The following is a 22,707-nucleotide window of genomic DNA, read 5'->3' as shown; positions in this document are numbered from 1 at the left end:
CTACAGACTACACGAAACACAGCCATCCACCTCTGTTCCACTCAATGCCATTTGCCGCAATCGTATATAATAAATACTCTTTATACCCTTTTTCCAAGCATAAATTTGCGCACGGTTAATGTCACGTGTAGTAGCTGTATCAGAAAAAAACAGTGTTAATGAAAGGCCTTGATCAACATGTTGTGTAGCAGCAGCATAGGTATCAATAATTTTTTCAGGGCCAATCTCATAAGCATCTTGGTAAAAATTTAAATTTGTGTTATCCATATAGGGAGCAGGATAGTAGACACGTCCAATTTTTCCCTCTTTACGAATCTCAATCTTTGAGACAATTGGATGAATAGAAGATGTTGCGTGATTAATATAAGAGATAGATCCTGTAGGCGGCACTGCTTGAAGATTGCGATTATAAAGCCCGTATTTAATAACCAATTCCTTAAGTTCTTGCCAATCTTTTTGGTCGGGTATAATGATATTGTTACGTGCAAAAATCTCTTGTACAATTGAAAATTGTGGTTTCCATTCTCTTTCAATATATTTTTTAAAAAAACGACCATCTGCATAAGTTGATTTTTCAAACCCTGCAAACATTGCCTGACGTTCACGTGCAATCAAATTAGAAGCGCGTATTGCATGATACGTTACGGTATAAAAATAAATATTAGTAAAATCAATCGCTTCTGGAGATCCATAATAAATCTGTTCACGCGCCAAAAAACCATGTAAATTCATCTGTCCCAAACCAATCGCATGACTTTCAGCATTTCCTTTCGCAATAGAAGGTACACAAGTAATATTGCTCATATCAGACACAGCAGTAAGAGCACGTACAGCAATTTCCACTGTTTGCCCAAAATCACTACTTTCCATTGCTTTTGCAATATTCATGGAGCCAAGATTACAAGATATATCGCTCCCAACAGTACGATAAGTTAAATCCGTTTCTAATTCACTAGCTTCACTCACTTGCAAAATTTCTGAACATAAATTACTCATACTAATACGGCCCGCTATTGGATTGGTTCTGTTAGCGGTATCTTCAAACAAAATATACGGATAACCTGATTCAAATTGAATCTCTGCTAATGTCTGGAAAAAGACACGTGCACTTATTTTCTTTTTACGAATCTTTGCATTATCAACAAAAGATCGATAATGCTCTGTTAAAGAAATATCGCTAAAAGGTTTACCTGTAACACGCTCAATATCATAGGGTGAAAACAGGTACATATCTTCATTATTGCGTGCAAGTTCAAAAGTAATATCAGGAATAATCACACCAAGTGAAAGGGTTTTGATTCTGACCTTTTCATCAGCATTTTCACGCTTTGTATCCAAAAACTTCATAATATCTAAGTGATGCGCATGTAAATAAACAGCACCCGCACCTTGCCGTGCACCAAGTTGATTCGCATAGGAAAAAGAATCTTCCAATAGCTTCATCACAGGCAGAACACCTGAGGACTGATTTTCTATTTTCTTTATTGGTGCCCCTGCTTCTCGCAAATTAGTCAAGCAAAGTGCTACACCTCCACCACGTTTTGAAAGTTGTAAAGCCGAATTAATCGAACGACCTATCGATTCCATGTTGTCTTCAATCCGCAACAAAAAACACGATACCAATTCACCACGCTGTTTTTTTCCTGCATTTAAAAATGTTGGTGTTGCAGGTTGAAATCGTCCTGTAATAATTTCGTCTACAATACTCTCAGCAAAATCTTTATTCCCTTGTGCTAAATACAAAGCCACAATGCAAACACGATCTTCATAACGTTCAAGGTAGCGCTTTCCATCAAAAGTTTTCAGCGTGTAACTGGTATAGTACTTAAACGCACCTAAAAAAGTAGGAAAGCGAAACTTAAATGTATAAGCACGTTTAAAAAGCTTTTTAATAAAAGGAAAATCATAAAGCTCAAATAAGGCTTTTTCATAATAACCTTCCTCTATTAAGTAATCTATTTTTTCCTTGAGATTATGAAAGAAAACCGTATTTTGATTAACATGTTGAAGAAAATACTGCCGTGTTGCAAATCGATCCATATCAAATTGAATACAACCATCTTCATCATAAAGATTAAGCATTGCATTCAGCGCATGGTAATCTGTTATTTGATCCGGTTTTTTCAGTTGTTCTATACCGATTTTTTCCAAAACTTTTCCAATCCTTTTCTGACACAAATAACATCTTCATGGGTTCCACGCAGTTCAAAACGATAGAGGCAAGGTACAAAACATTTTTCAGCAATAATTTTGCTAGCCAAATTATAATTGCAACCAAAACTACGATTCCCGCCACCAATGACACCGCGAATTAAATTGCGATTCTTTATTTCGTTTAGAAAACGAATAACTGCTTTTGGTACAGCCATTCTACCTTTACCATCTGCATACGTAGGGACAGCTAGCACATAAGGCTCATCAACCAACACAGATGGATTTTTTTTATCAATCTTAAAAATCCGTTGACCAACAAGCTGAGAAACAAAATACTCCGTATTACCCGTCACACTTGAATAATAAACAATAAGTCCCATTAACTACAAAGACCACTAATTATATCTGGTCTAAAACCAGACCAATGATTTTCACCATAAACAACTACAGGAACCTGACGATATCCAAGAGATTGAACAAAACTGAATGCTTGCTCATCACAAGAAATATCAACAACATGGTAATCAATACCTTTTGCATCAAAAGCACGGCATGTAGCATCACATTGGACACAAGACGGCTTGCTATAAATAGTGATTAGCATTTTCTTCAACTTTCACAATTTTAAACAGATCAACCCTACTCTCATTCAAATAACATATAGCTTTCTGAACATAACCTAAATCTCTATATTCTTAGTCAAATAATTAAAAAATAATGACAAGAATAAATAATTCTATAACTTAAATGGCAAATTTCCCTCATTATAAAACAATCGCTTACTTGCATTGTCTTCCCTCTTTTCGCTTAAAAAAACTAACAACTTAAAATAACGCCTTAAACAGCTACTCCTTAAGTATTTTAGCTTTCCTTATTTTACGAAAAATCCAACTCACTCACTCTAAAAAGATATTTTCGGTTGGAATACTGTTCCACTTGGTATCAGCACAGTTATTTTTCTATCACATCATGGAAACAATCTAGGCACCAAGCAAAACACAATGTACCTTGTAACTCGTGCTTAATTCAGAATCGCTAATAACCTCCCCTGATGCTGTTCTTACTATCGTGTCGCTAACATTATTTGACACCTCCAACCATATCCCTAGTACTATATATAGTACTAGGGATATGGTTATATGATAGCTATCGTATACACGAACATTATTTCGTCAAGAAAAATTCAACCACTATTTTTAATTTTCCACGATCTTCTCACTAAGACTTTCATTCCTCTCTCAAGACAAATATAATTGTTTTAACATTTTATTGACATATGTAATTATATAACATTATAGTTATATAATTACATATGGATAAAATATGAAGATAGTACAGATTACATGAGTCTGCATTTTGAAAATACAACCTTAGGCTACATGAACAGAGTAGTAATAAAAAACTTTTCAGCAAGATTGATAGCTGGCTCATTAATTGCAGTAATAGGTGATAATGGTGCTGGGAAATCTACACTGCTTAAATCTATTGCTGGCTTAATTAAGCCTATTAGGGGTAAAATTATAAAGCAAAAGAGAAACCGTATTGCCTATCTTGCTCAGCAATGCGACATAGATCGAACATTTCCAATTGATGTACAAACACTCGTAAAAACAGGATTATGGTCTTTCTGTGGGTTATGGAAAAATCAGCACCCTTATCAACATAAAATCCAAGATGCACTTGAAATGGTTGGACTCACAGCACTTGCTAACCGATCACTTGATACACTATCAAGTGGACAATTACAACGCGCCCTTTTTGCACGTATCATTGTACAAGATGCTGATATCATCTTACTCGATGAACCTTTCAATGGTTTGGATAAAAATACCCAAAAAGATCTTCTTATGTTAATTGCTCATTGGAAACAGCAAGGCCGAACAATTCTTACAGCACTACATGATTTGCTTATTGTGCAAAGTTTTTTTCCCCAAATAATTCAAATTAATAAGCAAAATGCCCTTTATGGAAAAACAACACAGTTTTTTAGTGAAAGTACTCGTCGTATTATGCCAGGTTTTACATACAACTCTTTCCATATCAATTCATTAAAACAATGTTTTCCCATCAATGATTCTAACTACATTGGATCATAATACGTGTACACATTTTTTCTTGCACCTTTTGTTGATTTTCACTTTATGCAAAGCGCCCTTGTCGGTTCAATTTTTTTGTCTATCAGTGCCTGCCCTATTGGGGTATTTTTGATGCTGCGCGGAATGAGCCTAACAGGAGATGCTATATCTCACGCCATTCTTCCTGGTGTTGCCGCTGCTTTTCTCTTTTGTGGTTTTTCCCTAATATCTATGACACTTGGTGGTATTTTGGCTGGAATTATTGTTGCAGCAGCAACTACTTTAATTTCACGAAATACTATCCAAAAAGAAGATGCATCAATGACAGTGTTTTACCTTATTGCACTAGCAACAGGTGTCATTATTATTTCACTAAAAAATTCAGCGATTGAGCTGCTCCATCTCTTATTTGGTTCAGTACTTGCTATTGATACACAAACCCTTTGGCTGATTACCACTATAATGCTGATCACAGTGTGTAATCTATGCATTTTCTGGCGTGCTCTTGTAGTAGAAAGCTTTGATCCTTTATTTTTTAAATCACTCTCTCCATTGAGCAAATATGTTCATATATCATTGCTTGGACTTGTGGTGCTGAATCTGGTCGGTGGTTTTCAATCACTAGGAACATTGCTCTCTGTTGGTATTATGATGATTCCAGCTATTACTGCCCGTTTTTGGCTTTCTCGGCTGGAATCTATCTGTATACTCTCTATCTGTTTAGCAATCATTTCTAATATATGTGGTCTACTTCTTTCTTTTCATCTGTCACTTCCCTCTGGCCCTGCCATTATTATTGTTGCAGGATTCCTCTATCTTCTTTCTTGCCTCATAAGTCCACGCGGTTTTATTGTGGCATGGTTTCCCCATCTACTACACACTTCTCTCCCTACCTTCAGGAAATAATGTGCCTAAATTTATTCAACAATTTGTTTTGCTTGAAGCTTTCTTGTTGCTATTCTTTTCTCCATTTTCTGCTTCTGCACATAATAAGATTAGGGTTGTTACGAGCTTTTCCATTCTTGCGGATTTAGTAAAAAACGTAGGAAAAGATCATATTTCCATAGCTACTTTTGTCGATTCTAATGCTAGTATTCATACTTATGAACCTACCCCTCATGATGTTAAAGTTCTTAAAGATGCTCATGTTATTTTTATCAATGGACTCCATTTAGAAGGTTTCATTGACCGACTCATTACAGCAAGCGGCACAAAAGCACTTCTCGTTGAAGTTAGTACAAATATTTCATCTCTCAAAATTAAAAATCAAGGATATGATGTCAAACAACATCACCACCGCCATAGTAATATTGATCCACATGCTTGGCAAACTATCCCTAATGCCAAAATTTATGTAAAAAATATTGCTGCTACTTTCTGTAAAATTGATCAACAATCCTGCACAAGCTACAATAAAAATGCTGATATTTATATCCAAAAACTCAACGAAATACAGACAATTATTACAACACAGATTGCTACCATTCCAAAAGAAAAGCGTATTATTATCACATCTCATGATGCTTTTGGTTATTTTGCTCAAGAATATGGATTCACCATACTTGCCCCTCAAAGTGCTTCAACAGAATCTGAAGCAACAGCAGCTGATGTTGCCAAACTTATTAAACAAATTAAAACTAATAAAGCAACCGCACTTTTCATTGAAAATATCTCAAACCCTCATCTCATTAAACAAATTTCAAAAGAAACTGGTTTAAAAATTGGTGGAACATTATATTCTGATGCATTGTCGAACAAAAATGGTCCTGCTGCAACTTATCTTGATATGATGAAGCACAATGTTAATACCATCATCGATGCGATACAAAACACTAAGATACATAACTATTAGATGAAATATGAATAACTTTCCTTAAGGCTATCGTTCAAAACCCATAAGATAAATCAACAAAAAATTAAACAATACCTTCCTGAAAATTGTGAATTAAAATACTATAATTTCTCCAACTAAATAATGTTTATTATTTCTATCCTTGATCTTCCTTTTTGCTCTTAATTATTTGAAATATCTTAGTTCTTTTATAGAATATTTACTGAAATCCTGTTACTATACGATAAGCTGTTATTAAAGAGAAAACTGATGCAATTTAAACAAATTTGTTTGACCTTTTTATGCTTCCTGTTTAAATGACCGAAATATTTTTGAAACAAAGCTGTCATGGCATGTTTATGCGTAATACTATAAGGGGGAAATCTGTATTCCATCACTTCAGAAAGGGTGAACCATGAATCGTCTTTATCTTTCCATAACAACATTTATGGTCGCTATTACCGTGGCAACAACAGGTTTTTCGCAAACAAAAATCAACTTTTGGCATTCTATGAGTGGTGAATTAGGAAAACAAACTATAAATCTCATTAACGACTTTAATGCAAGTCAATCTGAATACAAAGTTGTTTCTTCATTTCGCGGTGAATATGAAGAAGGTATGATGGCGCTTATTGCGGCATTTCGTGGAAAACAGCAACCAGTTCTCGCCCAAGTTTATGAAGTTGGTACTGGAACTATGATGGCTGCAAAAAGTGCAATTTATCCAATTTATCAACTTATGGCTGATACAAAACAAGAATTCAATCCTGCAGATTATTTGCCTGCTATTCGTGACTATTACGCTGATACTCAGGGACAAATGTTGTCTATGCCATTTAATGCTTCGACACCAATCCTTTATTACAATAAAGATATCTTTAAAAAAGCAGGACTTGATCCAGAACAACCACCTAAGACATGGCAAGATGTTGAAGATTTTTCAAAAAAAATTCTTGCATCTAAAGTAGCAAGTTGTGGTTTTACAATGGCTTATGCATCTCAATGGATTGGTATAGAAAATTTTTCAGCACTGCACGATATTCCCTTCGGAACAAAAGAAAATGGTTTTATTGGTCTTGATTCGGAGCTTACCTTTAATGGGCCTTTACAAATACGTATGTGGACTGATCTTAAAAGATGGTTTGATCAAGGTATTTTTCACTATGGTGGCCCTTCTGGTGCATTAGATGCAACACCAATGTTTATGGCGCAAAATTGCGCAATTTTTATGCAATCTTCAGGATCACTTGCTGGAATTGTTTCTGAAGCTCCATTTAATGTTGGATTTGGTATGCTTCCCTACTATAATGATGTAAAAAATGCGCCACAAAATTCAATTATTGGAGGAGCTTCTATTTGGGTATTAAAAGGTCACACTCCTAAAGAATATGCAGGAGCAGCAGCTTTCCTTAAATTTCTTTCGAAAGCAGATAATCAAGCAAAGTGGCATCAAAAAACAGGTTACCTTCCAATCACAAAATCTGCTTATGAACTAAGTAAAGAACAGCACTTCTATGATAAAAATCCAGGTGCAGATATAGCTATTAAACAAATTAATCTCAATCCACCAACAGTTAACTCAAAAGGGATAAGATTTGGTAATTTACCACAGATTCGTTCTATTCTGGATCAAGAATTAGAAGCTGTTCTTAGTGGTTCTAAAACACCAAAAGCTGGATTAGATACGACAGTCCAACGTGGTAATAAACTTCTCCGTGAATTTGAAAAAACAAATAATTAAAATTTCATGATTACCATAAAAATTAAAAAGCTCGACCCAAAGATTTAATTTTTTCGGTTCCTCGTATTATTGCCCTCCCAATGCTTTTTATTAAAGAATCTAACAATGCAAGAAAAACATGTATATTTTAAAAATAGTCTACTTCCTTATTGGCTACTTTTTCCTCAGCTTGCAATAACTTTCCTATTTTTTCTACTACCCGCTGCTCAAACGATAAAACTCTCTTTCGAACGCGAAGATCCCTTTGGCTTTACAACAAAATTTATCGGCTTTGAAAATTATATAACAGTGTTTACTGATCCTACTTATATAAAATCAATATTTACAACAATAATATTTTCTATATCTGTCACTGTTGTTGCAATGGCAATATCACTTCTTTTGGCTGTCTCTGTTGATCGTGTTATCCGTACAAAAAAGGTTTATACAACGCTTTTGCTCTGGCCTTATGCAGTTGCCCCTGTATTGGCAGGTATTTTATGGTTGTTTATTTTTCATCCTGCTGTTGGAATTTTTCCTTTTCTCCTTGAAAAAATAGGTATTATGTGGAACCATCGTATTAATGGAATTCAAGCGATGATCCTCATTGTAATTGCTGCTAGTTGGCAACAAATTTCTTACAATTTTCTCTTTTTTCTTGCTAGTCTTCAATCTATTCCACGCTCTCAAATAGAATCAGCTGCAATCGACGGTGCTGGTCCCTTTAAAAGATTTTGGACTGTTGTTTTCCCACAAATTTCACCAACAACCTTTTTTCTTCTTATCATTAACATTCATTATGTCATGTTTGATACATTTGGTATTATAGATAACGTAACCTCTGGAGGACCAGCGCATGCAACAAATACGCTTATCTATAAAATTTATAATGATGGCTTTAGAAATCAAATAATTGGTGCATCCGCAGCACAATCAGCAATATTAATGCTGATGGTTATTGTCTTAACATTTATTCAATTTCGCTGGATTGAACGCCGTATTCAATATTAGGAGAAGAACCATGGTTGAAAATCGCCCTATTTTGAGATTTATGACCCATCTTATCTTAATTATCGGTATTATCACTATTTGTTTTCCAGTTTATGTCGCCATTATTGCTTCAACCCATAGTTCAGCTTCGTTTAGTACAGGAACACTTCCTCTCTTACCAGGAAAATATGCTTTAGAAAACTATACAACAATCTTTGGTGACAAGCTTGTGCAGCTCGGTCTTCCACGATTGGGACCACTTTTAATAAACTCATTCATTATGGCACTTGGTATTAGTATTGGAAAAATTATTATTTCTCTCTTCTCTGCTTATGCGATCGTCTATATGCGCTTTCCTTTTCAAAAAACTGCTTTTGCTCTTATTTTTGTTACATTGATGCTCCCTGTTGAAGTTCGTATCATCCCAACATATGCTGTAGTTGCAAAATTGGGCATGATAAACACTTATAGTGGAATGATTATTCCACTCATTGCTTCAGCAACTGCAACATTTTTGTTTCGGCAATTTTTTCTAACTATTCCTGATGAACTCTTGGAAGCTGCACGCGTTGACGGTGCAGGGCCATTTAAATTTTTTAAGGATATTCTTCTACCTCTCAGCAAAAATAATATTGCTGCTTTATTTATTATTATGTTTATATATGGATGGATACAGTATCTCTGGCCTCTTATTGTTACAACAGATCAAGATCATCAAACCATTCTCGTTATCCTAAAACAGCTTATCGTAGAATCACTTCAACATGATCCTCAATGGAATATCCTTATGGCGATATCAGTCGTTGCCATGATTCCACCTGTTCTAATTGTCATCTTTATGCAGCGGCTTTTTATCAAAGGTCTTATTGAAACGGAGAAATAACTGTGGCCATAATTCAGTTATCAAATATAAAAAAACAATACAACAACGACATTTTGATAATTAATGATTTAAACTTAACTATTGCTGATAGCGAACTTCTTGTCCTTGTTGGTCCTTCAGGATGTGGAAAATCAACCATATTACGTATTATTGCTGGACTTGAACAAGTTACCTCAGGTGATCTTTACATTGATAATGAACGTATCAATGATCGCGAACCAGCTGATCGTGACATTGCTATGGTTTTCCAAAATTATGCACTCTACCCACATATGACAGTTCGTGAAAATTTAGAATATGGCCTAAAAAACCGTAAAACTCCTAAAGAGGAAATTAAGAAGCGAATCGCACATGTTGCAAAACTTTTACAAATAGAGCCATTTCTAGATCGTAAACCACAGCAATTATCAGGAGGTCAACGACAGCGTGTTGCAATGGGACGTGCGATTGTGCGTCAACCGCGAGTCTTTCTCTTTGATGAACCACTTTCAAATCTTGATGCAAAATTGCGCGCGCAAATGTGTATTGAGATTAAAACATTGCAACGTTCTTTAGGAACAACCAGCCTCTATGTCACTCATGATCAATTAGAAGCGATGACACTGGCTGATAGAATAGTTGTCATGAATAAAGGGAATATCGAACAAATTGGAACTCCTATGGAAATTTATGACCATCCTGCAACAGTATTTGTTGCTGAATTTATTGGTTCTCCTCAGATGAATTTTCTTGATCGTCAAGTTCTAGAACAGTACTTAGGTGATTCACTTTCCTGTAATGAAAAGACCGATCTTTTAGCGTTTAGACCAGAAGCAATCCTGTTAGGTGAACATCCAGATAAAGGACCTATTTTTCATACACAAATTGAGCTTATAAAGCCTATTGGAACAGGATGTCACGTTTTAACATGTTGGAATAATACTATCTTTACTATTGAAATCAGAGAACGCCTCACAGATAATAGCTATGGACAAAAATTAAGCTTTACTGTTGCCTACAAGAATTTTCATACTTTTAACAAAGCTACAGGAAAAAGCACATAATACATAGCAAAAACTTTAAGATAACCAATTCTATTTATTAATAAATTTTCCACCACTTCTTCTCAATTTTGTAAAAATTTTTAGCTTTATTTATAAGCTAAGACTATTCTTGTATTTACCAACTCCCAATATTTGATCCTACTCTTACATTTAATAAATGATTTATTAAATACGTGTTTGATTCTTTCTAAAATCACATTTTCAATACACACACTCACCCTTTTATTGACTTATTGCTAAACAATTTTTTTGATTCAAAATAAAAATGCTTAAAACAAAGAAAATACTTCGGTACTCAAAGAGTTTAATTCAATATAAAAATGAATAGTTTATATTTAAAAATCTGTGTATCATTACAAAAATGTACAGATACCACTTCTATTTCTGTGAACGCAGTTGTAAAGCGAGATCAGGTTGATCTGTTGTGATATAATGTACCGGCATATCAAGCCAATGCGATAGCCGAGCTCTTCCATTAATTGTCCACACACCCACAGTAAAGCCAGCATCAAGCGCAAATTCAATAAAATCTCGTGAAGCAATGGAACCATTTAAGCTCAAATCAGAATATCCTAAGTGTTTCCATTCAGAAAAATGACTACATATATCATTTTCAAAGCTATCAAGACATGGGCCAGATGATATTCCTGCCTCAATAAAGGGACGAAGGCTGGTAGGATCAAAACTGATGGCAGAAACCCGTTCAGTTAAATTGCGATTTTTGATCAATGCAAGTGCTTTTTGAGATAAAATATATTCACGCTCAGCTTCACCACATGTTTTAATTTCAAGATGTAGTGCAACCTTAGTTGGTACCAAAAGGTCAAGTAACTCTTCTAATAAAGGAGGAGCTTCAGTGCTTCCTTTTACGCAAAGTTGCTTACGTATTTTATTATCAATATCATGAATATACCCCTTTTTCCCCACTAATTGTTCCAGATGAAAATCATGAAACACAACCACCTCACCACTTTTAAGAAGATGAATATCGCATTCAATTTCATCGACTCCCAACGCAATTGCATGGCGAAATGCAGAAAGTGTATTTTCAGGATAAAGATTAGCTCCACCACGATGAGCAACAATTTTTTTTTCAGACATATAAAACTTCGTACTTCTAAATTCAAAATGATATTGTCTAATACACAATCAAATAATAATTTTGAAAAATTATTATAAATATACAACAATTTTTTTGAAAAAATTACCCTCTTCTACTTATTCCCTCCAATATTAATTCTAAACAGTACTATATTCTTAATTTTTTAAATGCTTATGTTTCATTATAATCATTCCCACTCAATAGTACTAGGAGGTTTTGAAGTTACATCATACACAACACGATTAATACCCTTAACTTCATTTACAATACGTGCTGCTACCTTACTTAAAAATTCCATATTGTATGGATAAAAATCAGCAGTCATACCATCTACAGATGTTACAGCGCGAAGTGCACAAACAAATTCGTAAGTACGTCCATCTCCCATAACACCAACAGTTTGAACAGGAAGAAGAACTGCGAAAGCCTGCCAAATCTCATCATAAAGACCAGCTTTACAGATTTCATCAAGGTAAATAGCATCAGCTTCACGCAAAATTTCTAATTTTTCACGTGTAACCACACCTGGACACCGAATTGCAAGACCTGGGCCTGGAAATGGATGACGGCCAATAAACTGTTCAGGTAATCCCAACTCTCGCCCTAAAGAACGAACTTCATCCTTAAACAACTCACGCAGTGGCTCTATAAGCTTCATATTCATCTTTTCTGGTAACCCACCTACATTATGGTGGCTTTTTATAGTTACAGATTCACCAATAGCTGACACACTCTCAATAACATCTGGGTAAAGAGTTCCCTGTGCTAAAAACTCCACACCTCCTATCTTTTGAGTTTCTTTCTCAAAGACTTCAATAAAAAGATGGCCGATCATTTTACGTTTTTTCTCTGGATCTGTTTCACCTTCTAGAGCATTAATAAACATATCAGCAGCATTAACATGAATAAGCTTTATATTATAATGATCCCGAAATAATGTAAGAACTTCCTCAGCTTCATTTTTTCTCATCAACCCATGATCCACCAAAATGCATGTTAGCTGATCTCCTATTGCTTCATGAAGAAGAATAGCAACAACTGATGAATCAACACCGCCTGAAAGACCACAAATTACGCGGCTTTTTCCAATTTTTTTGCGTATTTCAGCGATTACCCGATCGCGATAAGCCGCCATTGACCAATTACTTTTAAGTCCAGCAATTTTATGAACAAAATTTTGTAATAGCTTTGCACCATCTGGTGTGTGCATAACTTCAGGATGAAACTGCACTGCGTAAAAATGGCGTTTTTCATCAGCAATAGCAGCATAGGGAGCACCTTTTGATGTTCCGATGACATGAAAACCTTTTGGTAAAACTGTTACACGATCACCATGACTCATCCATACTTGATAACAGGATCCTTTTTCCCAAACCCCACTAAATAGCGCGCTCTCTTCTTTTACTTCCAAAAAAGCACGCCCAAATTCGCGTTCATGTCCATCTTCAACTTTTCCCCCAAGCTGAACACACATAATCTGTTCTCCATAACAAATTCCAAGAATTGGAATACCAGCTTCAAAAATTTCCATTGGAGCACGCGGTGATCCATCATCAAGTGTTGAATGAGGACTGCCAGATAAAATAATAGCTTTAGGCTTCGTTTTCTTGACCCACTCTGAAGCCAATTGAAACGGGACAATTTCAGAATAAATACCCATTGCCCGCACCCGCCGCGCAATTAGTTGTGTGACTTGTGAACCAAAATCAATAATAAGAACAGTATCTAAACGTGATGTACTCATAAAAAACCAATCAATAATTACTAGGAATTAGGAAATGAGATTTATTATTCAATCTTTTTCTTTTCACAAGCAACTTAACATGAGAAAAACATTATTCTTATAACTTTCGCAATAAAAATATAAATTAATGCTTTTGTTGTAAAATAGATAAAAAAAAGCCATCTGTTTTCGTTGATGCTGGTGACAAAGTAAGTCCATAATCTGAAAATATAGGTTGCACAGTCGAAAGACTAAAATATTTTTTCCAAAGTTCTCGCATATTTATTGGATAAAACTTGGAATGTTGCTGAAGAAAATATGTAATTTGCTCTTCATTCTCATCAACAAAAAGAGAGCATGTAATATAGACTAAACGGCCACTTGGTTTAAGATAATCCAATACTGCATTCAAAATAGTACGCTGCTCTGTTTGACGCTGCTTCACCTGTTCTGGTGTCAAGCGCCATTTCGCATCCGGACGCCGCCGCCATATTCCTGTACCACTGCATGGAGCATCCAATAAAACAACATCCATCTGACCTATTAACGATTGTAATTCTTCTATATGCCCCCGTATCTGTACATTACGAACACCAGCCCGCCGAAGACGATCGAAAATGGGAGCTAAGCGAACTTTATCTAAGTCATAAGCATAAATTTGTCCCCGATTATTCATATTAGCAGCTAAAGCTAATGTTTTTCCACCAGCTCCAGCACAATAATCCAACACTTGTATATTTGTGTCCGCTTCTATAAGGTGAGCAACAATTTGAGATCCTAAATCCTGTATTTCAAAGTGCCCCTTTTTAAAAGCGGGCTCAACCTGAACATTAGGATGACGACAAAACCTTTTAATTGGAGCAATTCTTAAAGCTTGCCGAAACCATGGCAGAGGCTGAATTTTGATTTTTGCTAATTCCTTAAGTACCTTCTCTGGTGTTGCCTTTAAGTTATTCACACGCAAATCTAAAGAAGGACGTGTTGCTAATGCAGCTGCCTCAATTATCCAATTTTTAGAAAATAAAGGATATAAATGCGCTTGACACCATTGAGGAATATCCCCCCGAATATAATCGGGAGCATCGACTAATTGCCGTTCTTGCCACGATTGACGCTGCTTATCCCCTAATAATTGCGGTGCAAATCGATCTCCTTCTAGCTCGCTATCAATTTGTTCAATTGTCATTTCTCCAGTATCTAATAAGGTACCAAAAACAATGTCCTGAATATCGTCACTATCCATACGCCATTGTAAAGAATAACGTCGTCTTAAAACATCATAAACAATTGTACCAATTGTTGCGCGATCACCTGATCCAGCAAAGCGATGTGAAAGCCCCCAATCTTTTAAAGCTTCACCTACAGGACGATGCCGGATTTCTATCTCTTTTAAAACATCTATTGCAGCCTGCAAACGCCCACCTAATCGCATTTATTGCTCCCATTGAATTTTCATAAAGCTCTAAATAATTCCAGTAATGAACAAAATTATCTTTTTACTACCAATAGAATTTTTTAAAAATTATCCCAAATTTGTATTGGACACTAAATGATTCTGATCATATTTTTTGTAGTATTCAAATTTTTTATCTTGTATCCTACTTCTTCCTATTTTTTATCATTTTAACATGTATCAGATCGTATTTAGTACTAAAAAACAGGCTATTATCCTTCAAGTATTTTTGCCAGATCAGAACAAAAATCATAAAACTCTTATTACTCTACAAAATAGCTGCTTAGTAGCCTTACCTAACAAGCATTCAACATCAGATATCCCATATTCTGAAAATACTATCTCTCTTAAAGTATGAAAAAACATTTTTGCCAAAACTATGCAAATCTATCTCTTGTTGTAAAAAAACATAAGGTAACTTTTTAGAAAATATTTGGAACCACTATTTGGCATAACCGTTTTTACTATACTAGCTATTCCAGATAATTTAAAAGGAGAAAATAATGAATACTTACAATAATGGTAAAACAACTTCATCTAAAAGCCGCCACAATACAATACCCTCAAACAATGGAAAGAAATCCATCCAAGGTGATCAGGCTAACACTCGCCAACGTGCATCAAAAACAGCACGGAAAACTGTAAAAAATTAATCCTTTCAATTTTATATAATCTATAGGATTTATATAATCTCTCGGAAGAATTGGAACGTTAGTCTCCAATTCTTTTCCTTTTATACTTTTAAAATAAAAGCAAAAATGGTAATTTTTATACAAAGGTTTTTATATTTGTATAAAATGAATCGAAGCCTGTATATATCAAACAGGGCCCCGATAATTTGGACTCTCCCGCGTGATAGCAACATCATGGGTATGGCTTTCATGAAGCCCAGCGTTAGTAATACGAACAAACGTGGCTTTTTCGCGAAACTCTGCCAAATCTTTTGCCCCAACATAACCCATCGAAGCACGTAACCCACCTGCAAGCTGGTGTAAAACTGATGCTATAGGCCCCTTATATGCAACCTGACCTTCAACACCCTCAGGAACTAATTTAAGCATATCACGAACTTCATCTTGAAAATAACGGTCTGCAGATCCCCTCGCCATCGCACCAACCGATCCCATACCACGATATGCTTTAAAAGACCGCCCTTGATAAAGATAAACTTCACCAGGACTCTCCTCTGTACCTGCTAAAAGAGAACCAATCATAGCGGCAGAAGCTCCACCCGCTAAAGCTTTAGCAAAATCACCTGAAGCTTTGATTCCACCATCAGCAATCACAGGAATACCTGCTACATCAGCAATTTCTGCAGCACTCATAATGGCTGCGAGCTGAGGTACACCAACACCTGCAACAATTCGCGTTGTACAAATAGAACCAGGACCAATACCAACTTTCACTGCATCTGCACCACTATCAATCAAAGCTTGTGTTGCTTGAGGAGTAGCTACATTACCAGCAATAACGGCTGTAGAAAGTGCCATTTTTTTAATACGTTCAACTGTTTCTAACACACGCTGAGAATGCCCATGAGCTGTATCAATTACCAGCACATCAACGCCTGCATCAATTAATCGTTCAGCTCGCTCAACCCCATCATTCCCTACACTGCTTGCAGCTGCAACACGCAAACGGCCTTGAGAATCTTTGGCAGCATTTGGATTTAATTGTGCTTTTTCAATGTCTTTGACTGTCACCAAACCAACACAACGATTTTTCTCATCGACAACCAATAATTTTTCAATTCGATGATGATGTAAAAGATATTTCGCTTCATCTAGTTGGACATTTTCACGTACTGTGATTAAATTTTCATGTGTCATTAATTCATGAATTTTTTGTTTTGGATTTGATGCAAAACGCACATCTCTATTCGTTAAAATGCCAACAAGCCGTCTAGCCACCTCACCTTTAGCACCATTTTCAACAACTGGAATACCCGAAATACCGTGAGAGCGCATCAAAGCCTTTGCCTCTTCGAGTGTTGCATCTGGTCCGATTGTCACTGGATTGACGACCATACCAGATTCAAATTTTTTTACCTGACGTACTTCTTCAGCCTGCTCTGCAGGAGACATATTACGGTGGATAACACCAAGACCACCAGCCTGAGCCATAGCAATTGCTAAACGCGATTCTGTAACGGTATCCATTGCAGCAGAAAGCAACGGCAAATTCAGCTCAATATCAGCTGCAATACGCGTCTTAAGATCTACTTGGCTAGGCATGACAAGAGAATAACCAGGTTGCAAAAGCACATCATCAAAAGTCAATGCCAACGCACCCGTCCCTGTTTCAACAATTTTTGCCATAACCAAATTCCTTTAATAACAAAACACCGCAAGGAGCTCTAAATACAACTGCGGTTCTCATAAATTGTGGATTGGCGGCGAATTATGCCATGCTACAAACAAAATGAAAAGGGAAATAAAATAATTTTTAAATTTATAATTGCGATTCAATGGGTAACCAACTTATTATTTTTGCAAATACACGACGCCAAACACTACTTTCTGGCTCATAATCAATGCTACACGGTCTGTCGTTTTCGATAAAATCCCAATAAATACGATTTTTATCATCAAGACGGAGATTGTAACTCATTTCACCAGTCGTTTCCTCAGAAAAAAGTAAATCCAATCGAGCGGCAATAGGTGCACATTCAAAAAGAATACCCATTTCTGTATTCAACGAAGCTGACCGAGGGTCAAAATTTAAAGATCCAATAAAAGCAGTTTTACGATCAACTAAAAAAGCTTTGGTATGTAAACTTGCCTTACTCGATCTAAATAATCGTAATCCGTGAGTATCTCCATTCGGTTTTAATTCATAGAGCTTAACACCATTTTTTAATAATACCTTACGATACGGCACATAACCGCCATGTACAAGTGCCACATCAGTAGCTGCTAAAGAATTAGTAAGAATTTTGACATCAATACCTTTTGCAACTAATTTGCTAAAACTCTGTGTACCTATCTTTCCAGGAACAAAGTAAGGTGATGTAATTTGAACTGTTTTTTTAGCATTTATAATAACCTGTGAGAGTGCCTTCATGAGCCAATTTTCTGCATTTTTGCGTAATGCTTTTTCTGGAGGATCAGAAAGAACGACAATTTTATCTGCTAAAAATAACCGCTTTCCCATTTGAATAAAATATTCAAAACCAACATGCTTATCGATGTAATCCAGATAAATCTTTGCAGCTTTAGAATTACGAAATTCTCGTAACTTATCCTTCCAATAGCTAAGATCACTCGCAATTTTAGGAGAAATTAAAGTACGAATCGGCAAAGCTACAGCACTATTCCAAAAATCATCAAAGATGGCTTCCACCTTTTTAACTGATGGACCGATTAACATCAAATCCAAATCTCTGAAATGTGATTCTTTACCTGCATCAAAATAAGAATCTGCCAGATTCCGTCCTCCGACAAAAGCCACTCGACCATCCACAATAAAGGCCTTGTTATGCATTCTACGTGTTACAATAAGTGCCCGCAATATAATCTCTAAACCACGGCGAAACCCACCTTTACGTGACCGCCCTGGATTAAACATTCTTACTTCAATATGAGGGTGTTTATCCAGTGCAATATAAGCTGGATCACGTGCTTGAGCATTAATATCATCTAAAAGAAGACGTACTCGAACACCACGATCAGCTGCTTCCACTACTTCATTTAATAATAAGCGACCTGTTAAATCATCATCCCAAATATAATACATTAAATCAAGGCTGCGCCCTGCTTGAGCTGCTCCTATAGCACGAACACAAAACGCATCTAAATTGCTGATAATGAGTGAAAGAGCATCTTTATCAATCCCCAATCCATTTGTTTTCTCTGCTAATTTGCTCACCATACGATCAAGCTTGGTTTCATTTTTTTTTACAGTAAATGCATAAGAACACTCCCCACGAGCATTCTTAACAAAACGACCATATGTGTAGATAGCTAACATAGATGCAACAAAAAAAAATATAATAAAACCAACAATAATCTGTAACATAATTAAAGAAAATCAACTTTCCATTCTCTTAAGCTACCGCACCATCATAGATGCAAATCGCAATACTAAAATTAGCAATCTTATCTTAAATCATAAAATAGACAGAATACCATCTCCTACTTAAGAGAATATAAATACAACATAGTAAATTTTAGTGATAGCATTAAAAAGTATAAAAATTAACTCTAAAATATGAAAGCTAGTTCCGTCATCCTAAGCATAAATTTAAATAAAATTATGAAAACTTCGATAATAAAAGAGAGCTTATAATGGTTTCATTAAATGAAATTTATACTCGCTGAATTCACAAAGTCATTTTTATTAACTAAGAAATAAATGATACTCTTAAAAAAATCAATCCCCTCTGTTTTCTTTACCAAAAATCACTATCCTACGACTTCTTATGAATGGAGATTTATTTTAGATTTTACTTCTATTCTTGGCTATTTATCGCCTTTATTTCCTCTATTTTGCGATAAAGCGTAGAGCGTCCAATACGAAGACGGCGAGCAATTTCACTCATATGCCCTTTATAATGTTTAACCGCCTTCTCAATAATATCACGTTCCATATCAACAAAAGTGCGAACATGACCATCAGCACCCAAAAACTGTAACGATTCTTTTTCATAATATTCCTGAACATCTCTCTCAATGATGTTTGGATCACTCATTAATGGATTTCCCATTAATTGCGGAAAATCTCGAACAGTTAACAATGGCCCTTCACTAAGTAAAACTGCACGAAATAAGCAATTTTCGAGTTCACCCTGATTACCAGGCCAATCATATTGCATGAGCAATGAAAGAGCTGATCCTGCTAAACCATGCACATGTGAACGACCTGTTTCAGTAATAATGTGATCAATCAAACGTTGTGCAATTTCTGGAAAATCATCCCTTAATTCTCGTAAAGCAGGAACACTAATAGATAATTGGGAAAACTGTTCAAACAAACTACATAAAAAAAAGTCTTCTTTAACCAAATCTGCAAGCCGCGATGTTGAAATAGCAATGATTCGGAAAGAAGAAACTTTGTCCTTTTTAGCTTTTTCTCTATTTTGAAGATAATGTGCAAAGCGTTTTTGCTGTATAGGTTCAAGTCGATCAACATCACAAAGACAAAGTGTTCCTTTTTTAAGAGAAGAAACTAATGGTAAAAATTCTTCAAACCACTGGCGATTTTCTTCTTCTGGATCAACAATCGCTGAACATTGAAATCGAATGAAGTCTCCCCCTGATAACAAACCTTCGTGATGGATAACACGAGCTAATGTTTCACGACCAGTTCCAACTTCACCTTCTATTAAAAGATTCTGTAAAGAAGTTGCTGCTCTCTTCGATTGCTCTAAAACCACCTGCATTGCTTTACTTTTTATGTAAAGATCAGAAAATCCCAAGCTATTTTTATTTTTGCGCTGAATATAATAAACTTCACGTTCTAATGCAGAGATAAAAGCCAGAATATCTAGAGTAGTTCTCAATCGTAGCGGTGTAACTGGATAAATCCAATAATCAATAGCTCCAGCTGTTAAAGCCTTTTTGAGTAATTCTTGATTATCTTGTTGTGCTATCAAAACAACAGGAACAGAAACACCAGCAACTCTAATCATTTTAATTAAATCACTTACATTCAAATCACTCATAACGCTATCAAGGAGTGTAAGCATAATATTTTTACGTCGGTGTAAAAGATCAATCGTACGTAGGCCATTTTCTGCTTCAATGACTCGGTAACCAAGGCTTCGAAGCATAGCAGAAAGCTCTATACGCCTTCCATAATCTTCACTTGCAACAAGAATGGGACCTACCATAGCTTTAATAATCTCCTTTGAGATTATTAAGCTGCTTAATGTAAGAATTATTGTAAACCATAAGAATATATCTCACCTCTTGTGCTTCACGTACAAGCTTCATCAAGCTGTTAATAAAATACAACATTAAGGCATTTTTTTCCATTTTTTTTGCTTTTTCATTGATTTTCATCAAAATTCTCATATTGACTAATGAAATAATTTAACGATGTTATAAAAGTTAAGAAGTAAAGTAGTCCAAATTAGAGCAAAACCAATGAAACAAACCTGCCGTATTTTATGTCTTATGATCACTGCTGTAATATTAGTAGCTTGTGTCTTTTCACAATATTATGGACAAAATATACCAGCTGGAATTGACGGTGAATGGGTTGATGAGAATGGTATCATTTCTTCTTTCCGCAATGGTGCTTTTGAAACACGAGCAGCAGATACACAAGAAAAGCTATCAGAAGGTACCTATAATTACATCAGTATACAACACGTAGAAATTGAAATACACTCAATTCTCCGCGGAACAGTATCTCGAGTAAATTGTTCAATATTGTATAATTCAACACAGCTTCTTTGCACGTCACATTCAGGATCACAGTTTTTTCTTAAGAGAAAAATTTAAATCAAAATCAAAGCTGCTATAGAAACATATAGCGCATATTTATAAAAAGAGGCGAAATTTTTTCTTCTGATAAAATTCTCTTCCCTCAAATATGTAAAAATATTAATATGGTTATTTATTATTGGTGTTTGAAGCATATTATGAGATGTATAAAATAATCGTTTCTCTCCAATAGGTATCTCAATAAATTTACTCAACAACAAAAATGTTATTTTTGTTGTTGAATCTATTTTTTTACCAAACAATAAAATTTTACTTAACAGAAAAACTAATCAATTCAAGCAGCACCAATACGTAAAAGATCATGAAAATGAACGATGCCTATAGGCTTTTTATCTTCAACCACGAAAAAAGCACCGATATGATGCTCATTAATAAAAGCTATTGCAGCACCAACCAGTGTATCCGGATCAACAATTTTGGGATTTTTTGTCATCACCTCATCAACACTAAATTTTGATAAGTTAACGTGAATGTTACGTGCAAGATCACCATCAGTTACAATTCCAATTAATTCACCTTTTTGATTCACAACACCAACACACCCAAAATGTTTTTCAACCAAAATATCCATAGCTTCAGTCATTATCGTACCTTGCATAACCAAAGGAATCTTGTCACCCCAATGCATAATATCACGTACATGTTTAAGGTTTGCACCAAGAGAACCACCAGGATGATAAATTTTAAAATCTCTTGCAGTAAAGCCACGTATTTCTAAAAGAGCAACAGCTAGTGCATCTCCTATCGCTAATTGCATAATTGTTGAAGTTGTAGGAGCAAGACCATGAGGACAAGCCTCTTCTATCTTTGGCAATAATAGTACAATATCAGCTTGTCGTCCTAATATAGAATACTCACCCGATGTCATAGCAATCAGTGGAGTACGAAAACGTGCAGCATGATTTATAATTCCACTTAATTCTAAAGTCTCTCCTGACCATGATAAAGCAAGAATGACATCATCAGATCCAATCATACCAAGATCACCATGATTAGCTTCTGCAGCATGCACAAAAAAGGCAGGTGTCCCTGTTGAAGCTAAGGTTGCAGCAATTTTTGTACCTATATGACCACTCTTACCAAGACCAGTAATTACCACATGACCATTAGCATTTCTAATAGTTTGAACAGCAGCTTCAAAAGAAGAAGCAAGACTTCCCAAAAAAGCTGTTTCAAGGGCTTCAAGTCCCTGTTTTTCACTCGTAATAGTTTTCAGTGCCGATGCAACAGCACTTTGTAAAGTCAACATATGAGAAAACCGTATTGTTATAATAAAATTTGGTA

Annotated in this window: 19 protein-coding genes; 9 read left to right on the top strand and 10 right to left on the bottom strand. The window is 35.5% G+C overall.

From position 1 onward, the window contains the following. From nrdE to nrdH, 3 genes are read right to left on the bottom strand one after another with little or no spacing between them, the layout of a single operon-like run. Positions 1 to 2,151 carry a class 1b ribonucleoside-diphosphate reductase subunit alpha gene (gene nrdE / locus V4P56_RS00885; protein ID WP_455482222.1) on the bottom strand — a complete coding sequence of 717 codons (2,151 nt, stop codon included), beginning with the start codon at positions 2,149 to 2,151 and terminating at the stop codon, positions 1 to 3. Beyond that, positions 2,133 to 2,534: a class Ib ribonucleoside-diphosphate reductase assembly flavoprotein NrdI gene (gene nrdI / locus V4P56_RS00880; protein WP_455482221.1), complete on the bottom strand. Its 402-nt coding sequence runs from the start codon at positions 2,532 to 2,534 to the stop codon at positions 2,133 to 2,135. Before nrdI ends, nrdE begins: the two co-directional genes overlap by 19 nt. Then, a complete protein-coding gene (nrdH, locus tag V4P56_RS00875; protein ID WP_455482220.1) occupies positions 2,534 to 2,758 on the bottom strand; it encodes a glutaredoxin-like protein NrdH in 225 nt (74 codons plus the stop codon). The genes nrdI and nrdH overlap by 1 nt, the downstream gene beginning before the upstream one ends. Before the next feature lie 739 nt (positions 2,759 to 3,497). Between nrdH and V4P56_RS00870 the strand changes: the two genes are divergently transcribed. From V4P56_RS00870 to V4P56_RS00840, 7 genes are all read left to right on the top strand, one after another. Further along, positions 3,498 to 4,250 (top strand): ABC transporter ATP-binding protein, encoded by a 753-nt coding sequence (locus V4P56_RS00870; protein ID WP_455482219.1) that lies wholly within the window; start codon positions 3,498 to 3,500, stop codon positions 4,248 to 4,250. Positions 4,251 to 4,253: 3 nt separating this feature from the next. Continuing rightward, positions 4,254 to 5,135, top strand: a complete 882-nt coding sequence (locus V4P56_RS00865; protein ID WP_455482218.1) for a metal ABC transporter permease — start codon at positions 4,254 to 4,256, stop codon at positions 5,133 to 5,135. 1 nt (position 5,136) lies between these two features. Continuing rightward, positions 5,137 to 6,081 (top strand): metal ABC transporter solute-binding protein, Zn/Mn family, encoded by a 945-nt coding sequence (locus tag V4P56_RS00860; protein WP_455482217.1) that lies wholly within the window; start codon positions 5,137 to 5,139, stop codon positions 6,079 to 6,081. A 394-nt stretch (positions 6,082 to 6,475) separates the two neighbouring features. After that, the gene (ugpB, locus tag V4P56_RS00855) at positions 6,476 to 7,801 is read left to right on the top strand and encodes a sn-glycerol-3-phosphate ABC transporter substrate-binding protein UgpB (RefSeq protein WP_455482216.1); all 1,326 of its coding nucleotides are present in this window, start codon (positions 6,476 to 6,478) and stop codon (positions 7,799 to 7,801) included. Positions 7,802 to 7,906: 105 nt separating this feature from the next. Further along, on the top strand, positions 7,907 to 8,791 hold the full coding sequence (gene ugpA / locus V4P56_RS00850) for a sn-glycerol-3-phosphate ABC transporter permease UgpA (RefSeq protein WP_455482215.1): 885 nt from the start codon (positions 7,907 to 7,909) through the stop codon (positions 8,789 to 8,791). Between the two features lie 10 nt (positions 8,792 to 8,801). Then, a complete protein-coding gene (gene ugpE / locus V4P56_RS00845) occupies positions 8,802 to 9,653 on the top strand; it encodes a sn-glycerol-3-phosphate ABC transporter permease UgpE (RefSeq protein WP_455482214.1) in 852 nt (283 codons plus the stop codon). 2 nt (positions 9,654 to 9,655) lie between these two features. Next, the gene (locus V4P56_RS00840) at positions 9,656 to 10,696 is read left to right on the top strand and encodes a sn-glycerol-3-phosphate import ATP-binding protein UgpC (protein WP_455482213.1); all 1,041 of its coding nucleotides are present in this window, start codon (positions 9,656 to 9,658) and stop codon (positions 10,694 to 10,696) included. Positions 10,697 to 11,074: 378 nt separating this feature from the next. Here the strand turns inward: V4P56_RS00840 and V4P56_RS00835 are convergent, their stop codons facing one another. The 3 genes from V4P56_RS00835 to V4P56_RS00825 all read right to left on the bottom strand — a co-directional run bounded on the left by V4P56_RS00835 (position 11,075) and on the right by V4P56_RS00825 (position 14,953). Continuing rightward, a complete protein-coding gene (locus V4P56_RS00835; RefSeq protein WP_455482212.1) occupies positions 11,075 to 11,797 on the bottom strand; it encodes a glycerophosphodiester phosphodiesterase in 723 nt (240 codons plus the stop codon). Positions 11,798 to 11,985: 188 nt separating this feature from the next. Beyond that, positions 11,986 to 13,542 (bottom strand): glutamine-hydrolyzing GMP synthase, encoded by a 1,557-nt coding sequence (guaA, locus tag V4P56_RS00830; RefSeq protein WP_455482211.1) that lies wholly within the window; start codon positions 13,540 to 13,542, stop codon positions 11,986 to 11,988. Positions 13,543 to 13,666: 124 nt separating this feature from the next. Then, positions 13,667 to 14,953, bottom strand: coding sequence for an RsmB/NOP family class I SAM-dependent RNA methyltransferase (locus tag V4P56_RS00825; RefSeq protein ID WP_455482210.1), 1,287 nt, complete (start codon positions 14,951 to 14,953; stop codon positions 13,667 to 13,669). Positions 14,954 to 15,477: 524 nt separating this feature from the next. On the opposite strand from V4P56_RS00825, the gene V4P56_RS00820 reads away from it, so the two are divergent. Beyond that, a complete protein-coding gene (locus tag V4P56_RS00820) occupies positions 15,478 to 15,627 on the top strand; it encodes a hypothetical protein (protein ID WP_455482209.1) in 150 nt (49 codons plus the stop codon). A 165-nt stretch (positions 15,628 to 15,792) separates the two neighbouring features. Here the strand turns inward: V4P56_RS00820 and guaB are convergent, their stop codons facing one another. From guaB to V4P56_RS00805, 3 genes are all read right to left on the bottom strand, one after another. Further along, positions 15,793 to 17,292, bottom strand: a complete 1,500-nt coding sequence (gene guaB, locus V4P56_RS00815; protein WP_455482208.1) for an IMP dehydrogenase — start codon at positions 17,290 to 17,292, stop codon at positions 15,793 to 15,795. Positions 17,293 to 17,425: 133 nt separating this feature from the next. Further along, on the bottom strand, positions 17,426 to 18,991 hold the full coding sequence (locus V4P56_RS00810; protein WP_455482207.1) for a phospholipase D family protein: 1,566 nt from the start codon (positions 18,989 to 18,991) through the stop codon (positions 17,426 to 17,428). Positions 18,992 to 19,424: 433 nt separating this feature from the next. Next, complete coding sequence (locus V4P56_RS00805; protein WP_455482206.1) at positions 19,425 to 20,804, bottom strand: sigma-54-dependent transcriptional regulator; 1,380 nt, start codon at positions 20,802 to 20,804, stop codon at positions 19,425 to 19,427. Between the two features lie 256 nt (positions 20,805 to 21,060). On the opposite strand from V4P56_RS00805, the gene V4P56_RS00800 reads away from it, so the two are divergent. Further along, the gene (locus tag V4P56_RS00800; protein ID WP_455482205.1) at positions 21,061 to 21,420 is read left to right on the top strand and encodes a hypothetical protein; all 360 of its coding nucleotides are present in this window, start codon (positions 21,061 to 21,063) and stop codon (positions 21,418 to 21,420) included. A gap of 277 nt (positions 21,421 to 21,697) precedes the next feature. Here the strand turns inward: V4P56_RS00800 and V4P56_RS00795 are convergent, their stop codons facing one another. Next, on the bottom strand, positions 21,698 to 22,693 hold the full coding sequence (locus V4P56_RS00795) for a KpsF/GutQ family sugar-phosphate isomerase (RefSeq protein ID WP_455482621.1): 996 nt from the start codon (positions 22,691 to 22,693) through the stop codon (positions 21,698 to 21,700). Between the last annotated feature and the right edge of the window lie 14 nt (positions 22,694 to 22,707).

This window comes from Bartonella sp. B35(2025) (assembly GCF_053794465.1).
The sequence above is the reverse complement of the archived record's forward strand: the minus strand, read 5'-3'. Positions and strand labels throughout refer to the sequence as shown.

Bases quoted from the DNA above. Each gene is read 5' to 3' on its own strand.
- nrdI (WP_455482221.1), bottom strand. From the start codon at position 2,534: ATGGGACTTATTGTTTATTATTCAAGTGTGACGGGTAATACGGAGTAT.
- nrdH (WP_455482220.1), bottom strand. From the start codon at position 2,758: ATGCTAATCACTATTTATAGCAAGCCGTCTTGTGTCCAATGTGATGCT.
- V4P56_RS00870 (WP_455482219.1), top strand. From the start codon at position 3,498: ATGAGTCTGCATTTTGAAAATACAACCTTAGGCTACATGAACAGAGTA.
- ugpB (WP_455482216.1), top strand. From the start codon at position 6,476: ATGAATCGTCTTTATCTTTCCATAACAACATTTATGGTCGCTATTACC.
- ugpA (WP_455482215.1), top strand. From the start codon at position 7,907: ATGCAAGAAAAACATGTATATTTTAAAAATAGTCTACTTCCTTATTGG.
- ugpE (WP_455482214.1), top strand. From the start codon at position 8,802: ATGGTTGAAAATCGCCCTATTTTGAGATTTATGACCCATCTTATCTTA.
- V4P56_RS00835 (WP_455482212.1), bottom strand. From the start codon at position 11,797: ATGTCTGAAAAAAAAATTGTTGCTCATCGTGGTGGAGCTAATCTTTAT.
- guaA (WP_455482211.1), bottom strand. From the start codon at position 13,542: ATGAGTACATCACGTTTAGATACTGTTCTTATTATTGATTTTGGTTCA.
- V4P56_RS00825 (WP_455482210.1), bottom strand. From the start codon at position 14,953: ATGCGATTAGGTGGGCGTTTGCAGGCTGCAATAGATGTTTTAAAAGAG.
- V4P56_RS00820 (WP_455482209.1), top strand. From the start codon at position 15,478: ATGAATACTTACAATAATGGTAAAACAACTTCATCTAAAAGCCGCCAC.
- guaB (WP_455482208.1), bottom strand. From the start codon at position 17,292: ATGGCAAAAATTGTTGAAACAGGGACGGGTGCGTTGGCATTGACTTTT.
- V4P56_RS00810 (WP_455482207.1), bottom strand. From the start codon at position 18,991: ATGTTACAGATTATTGTTGGTTTTATTATATTTTTTTTTGTTGCATCT.
- V4P56_RS00805 (WP_455482206.1), bottom strand. From the start codon at position 20,804: ATGGTAGGTCCCATTCTTGTTGCAAGTGAAGATTATGGAAGGCGTATA.
- V4P56_RS00800 (WP_455482205.1), top strand. From the start codon at position 21,061: ATGAAACAAACCTGCCGTATTTTATGTCTTATGATCACTGCTGTAATA.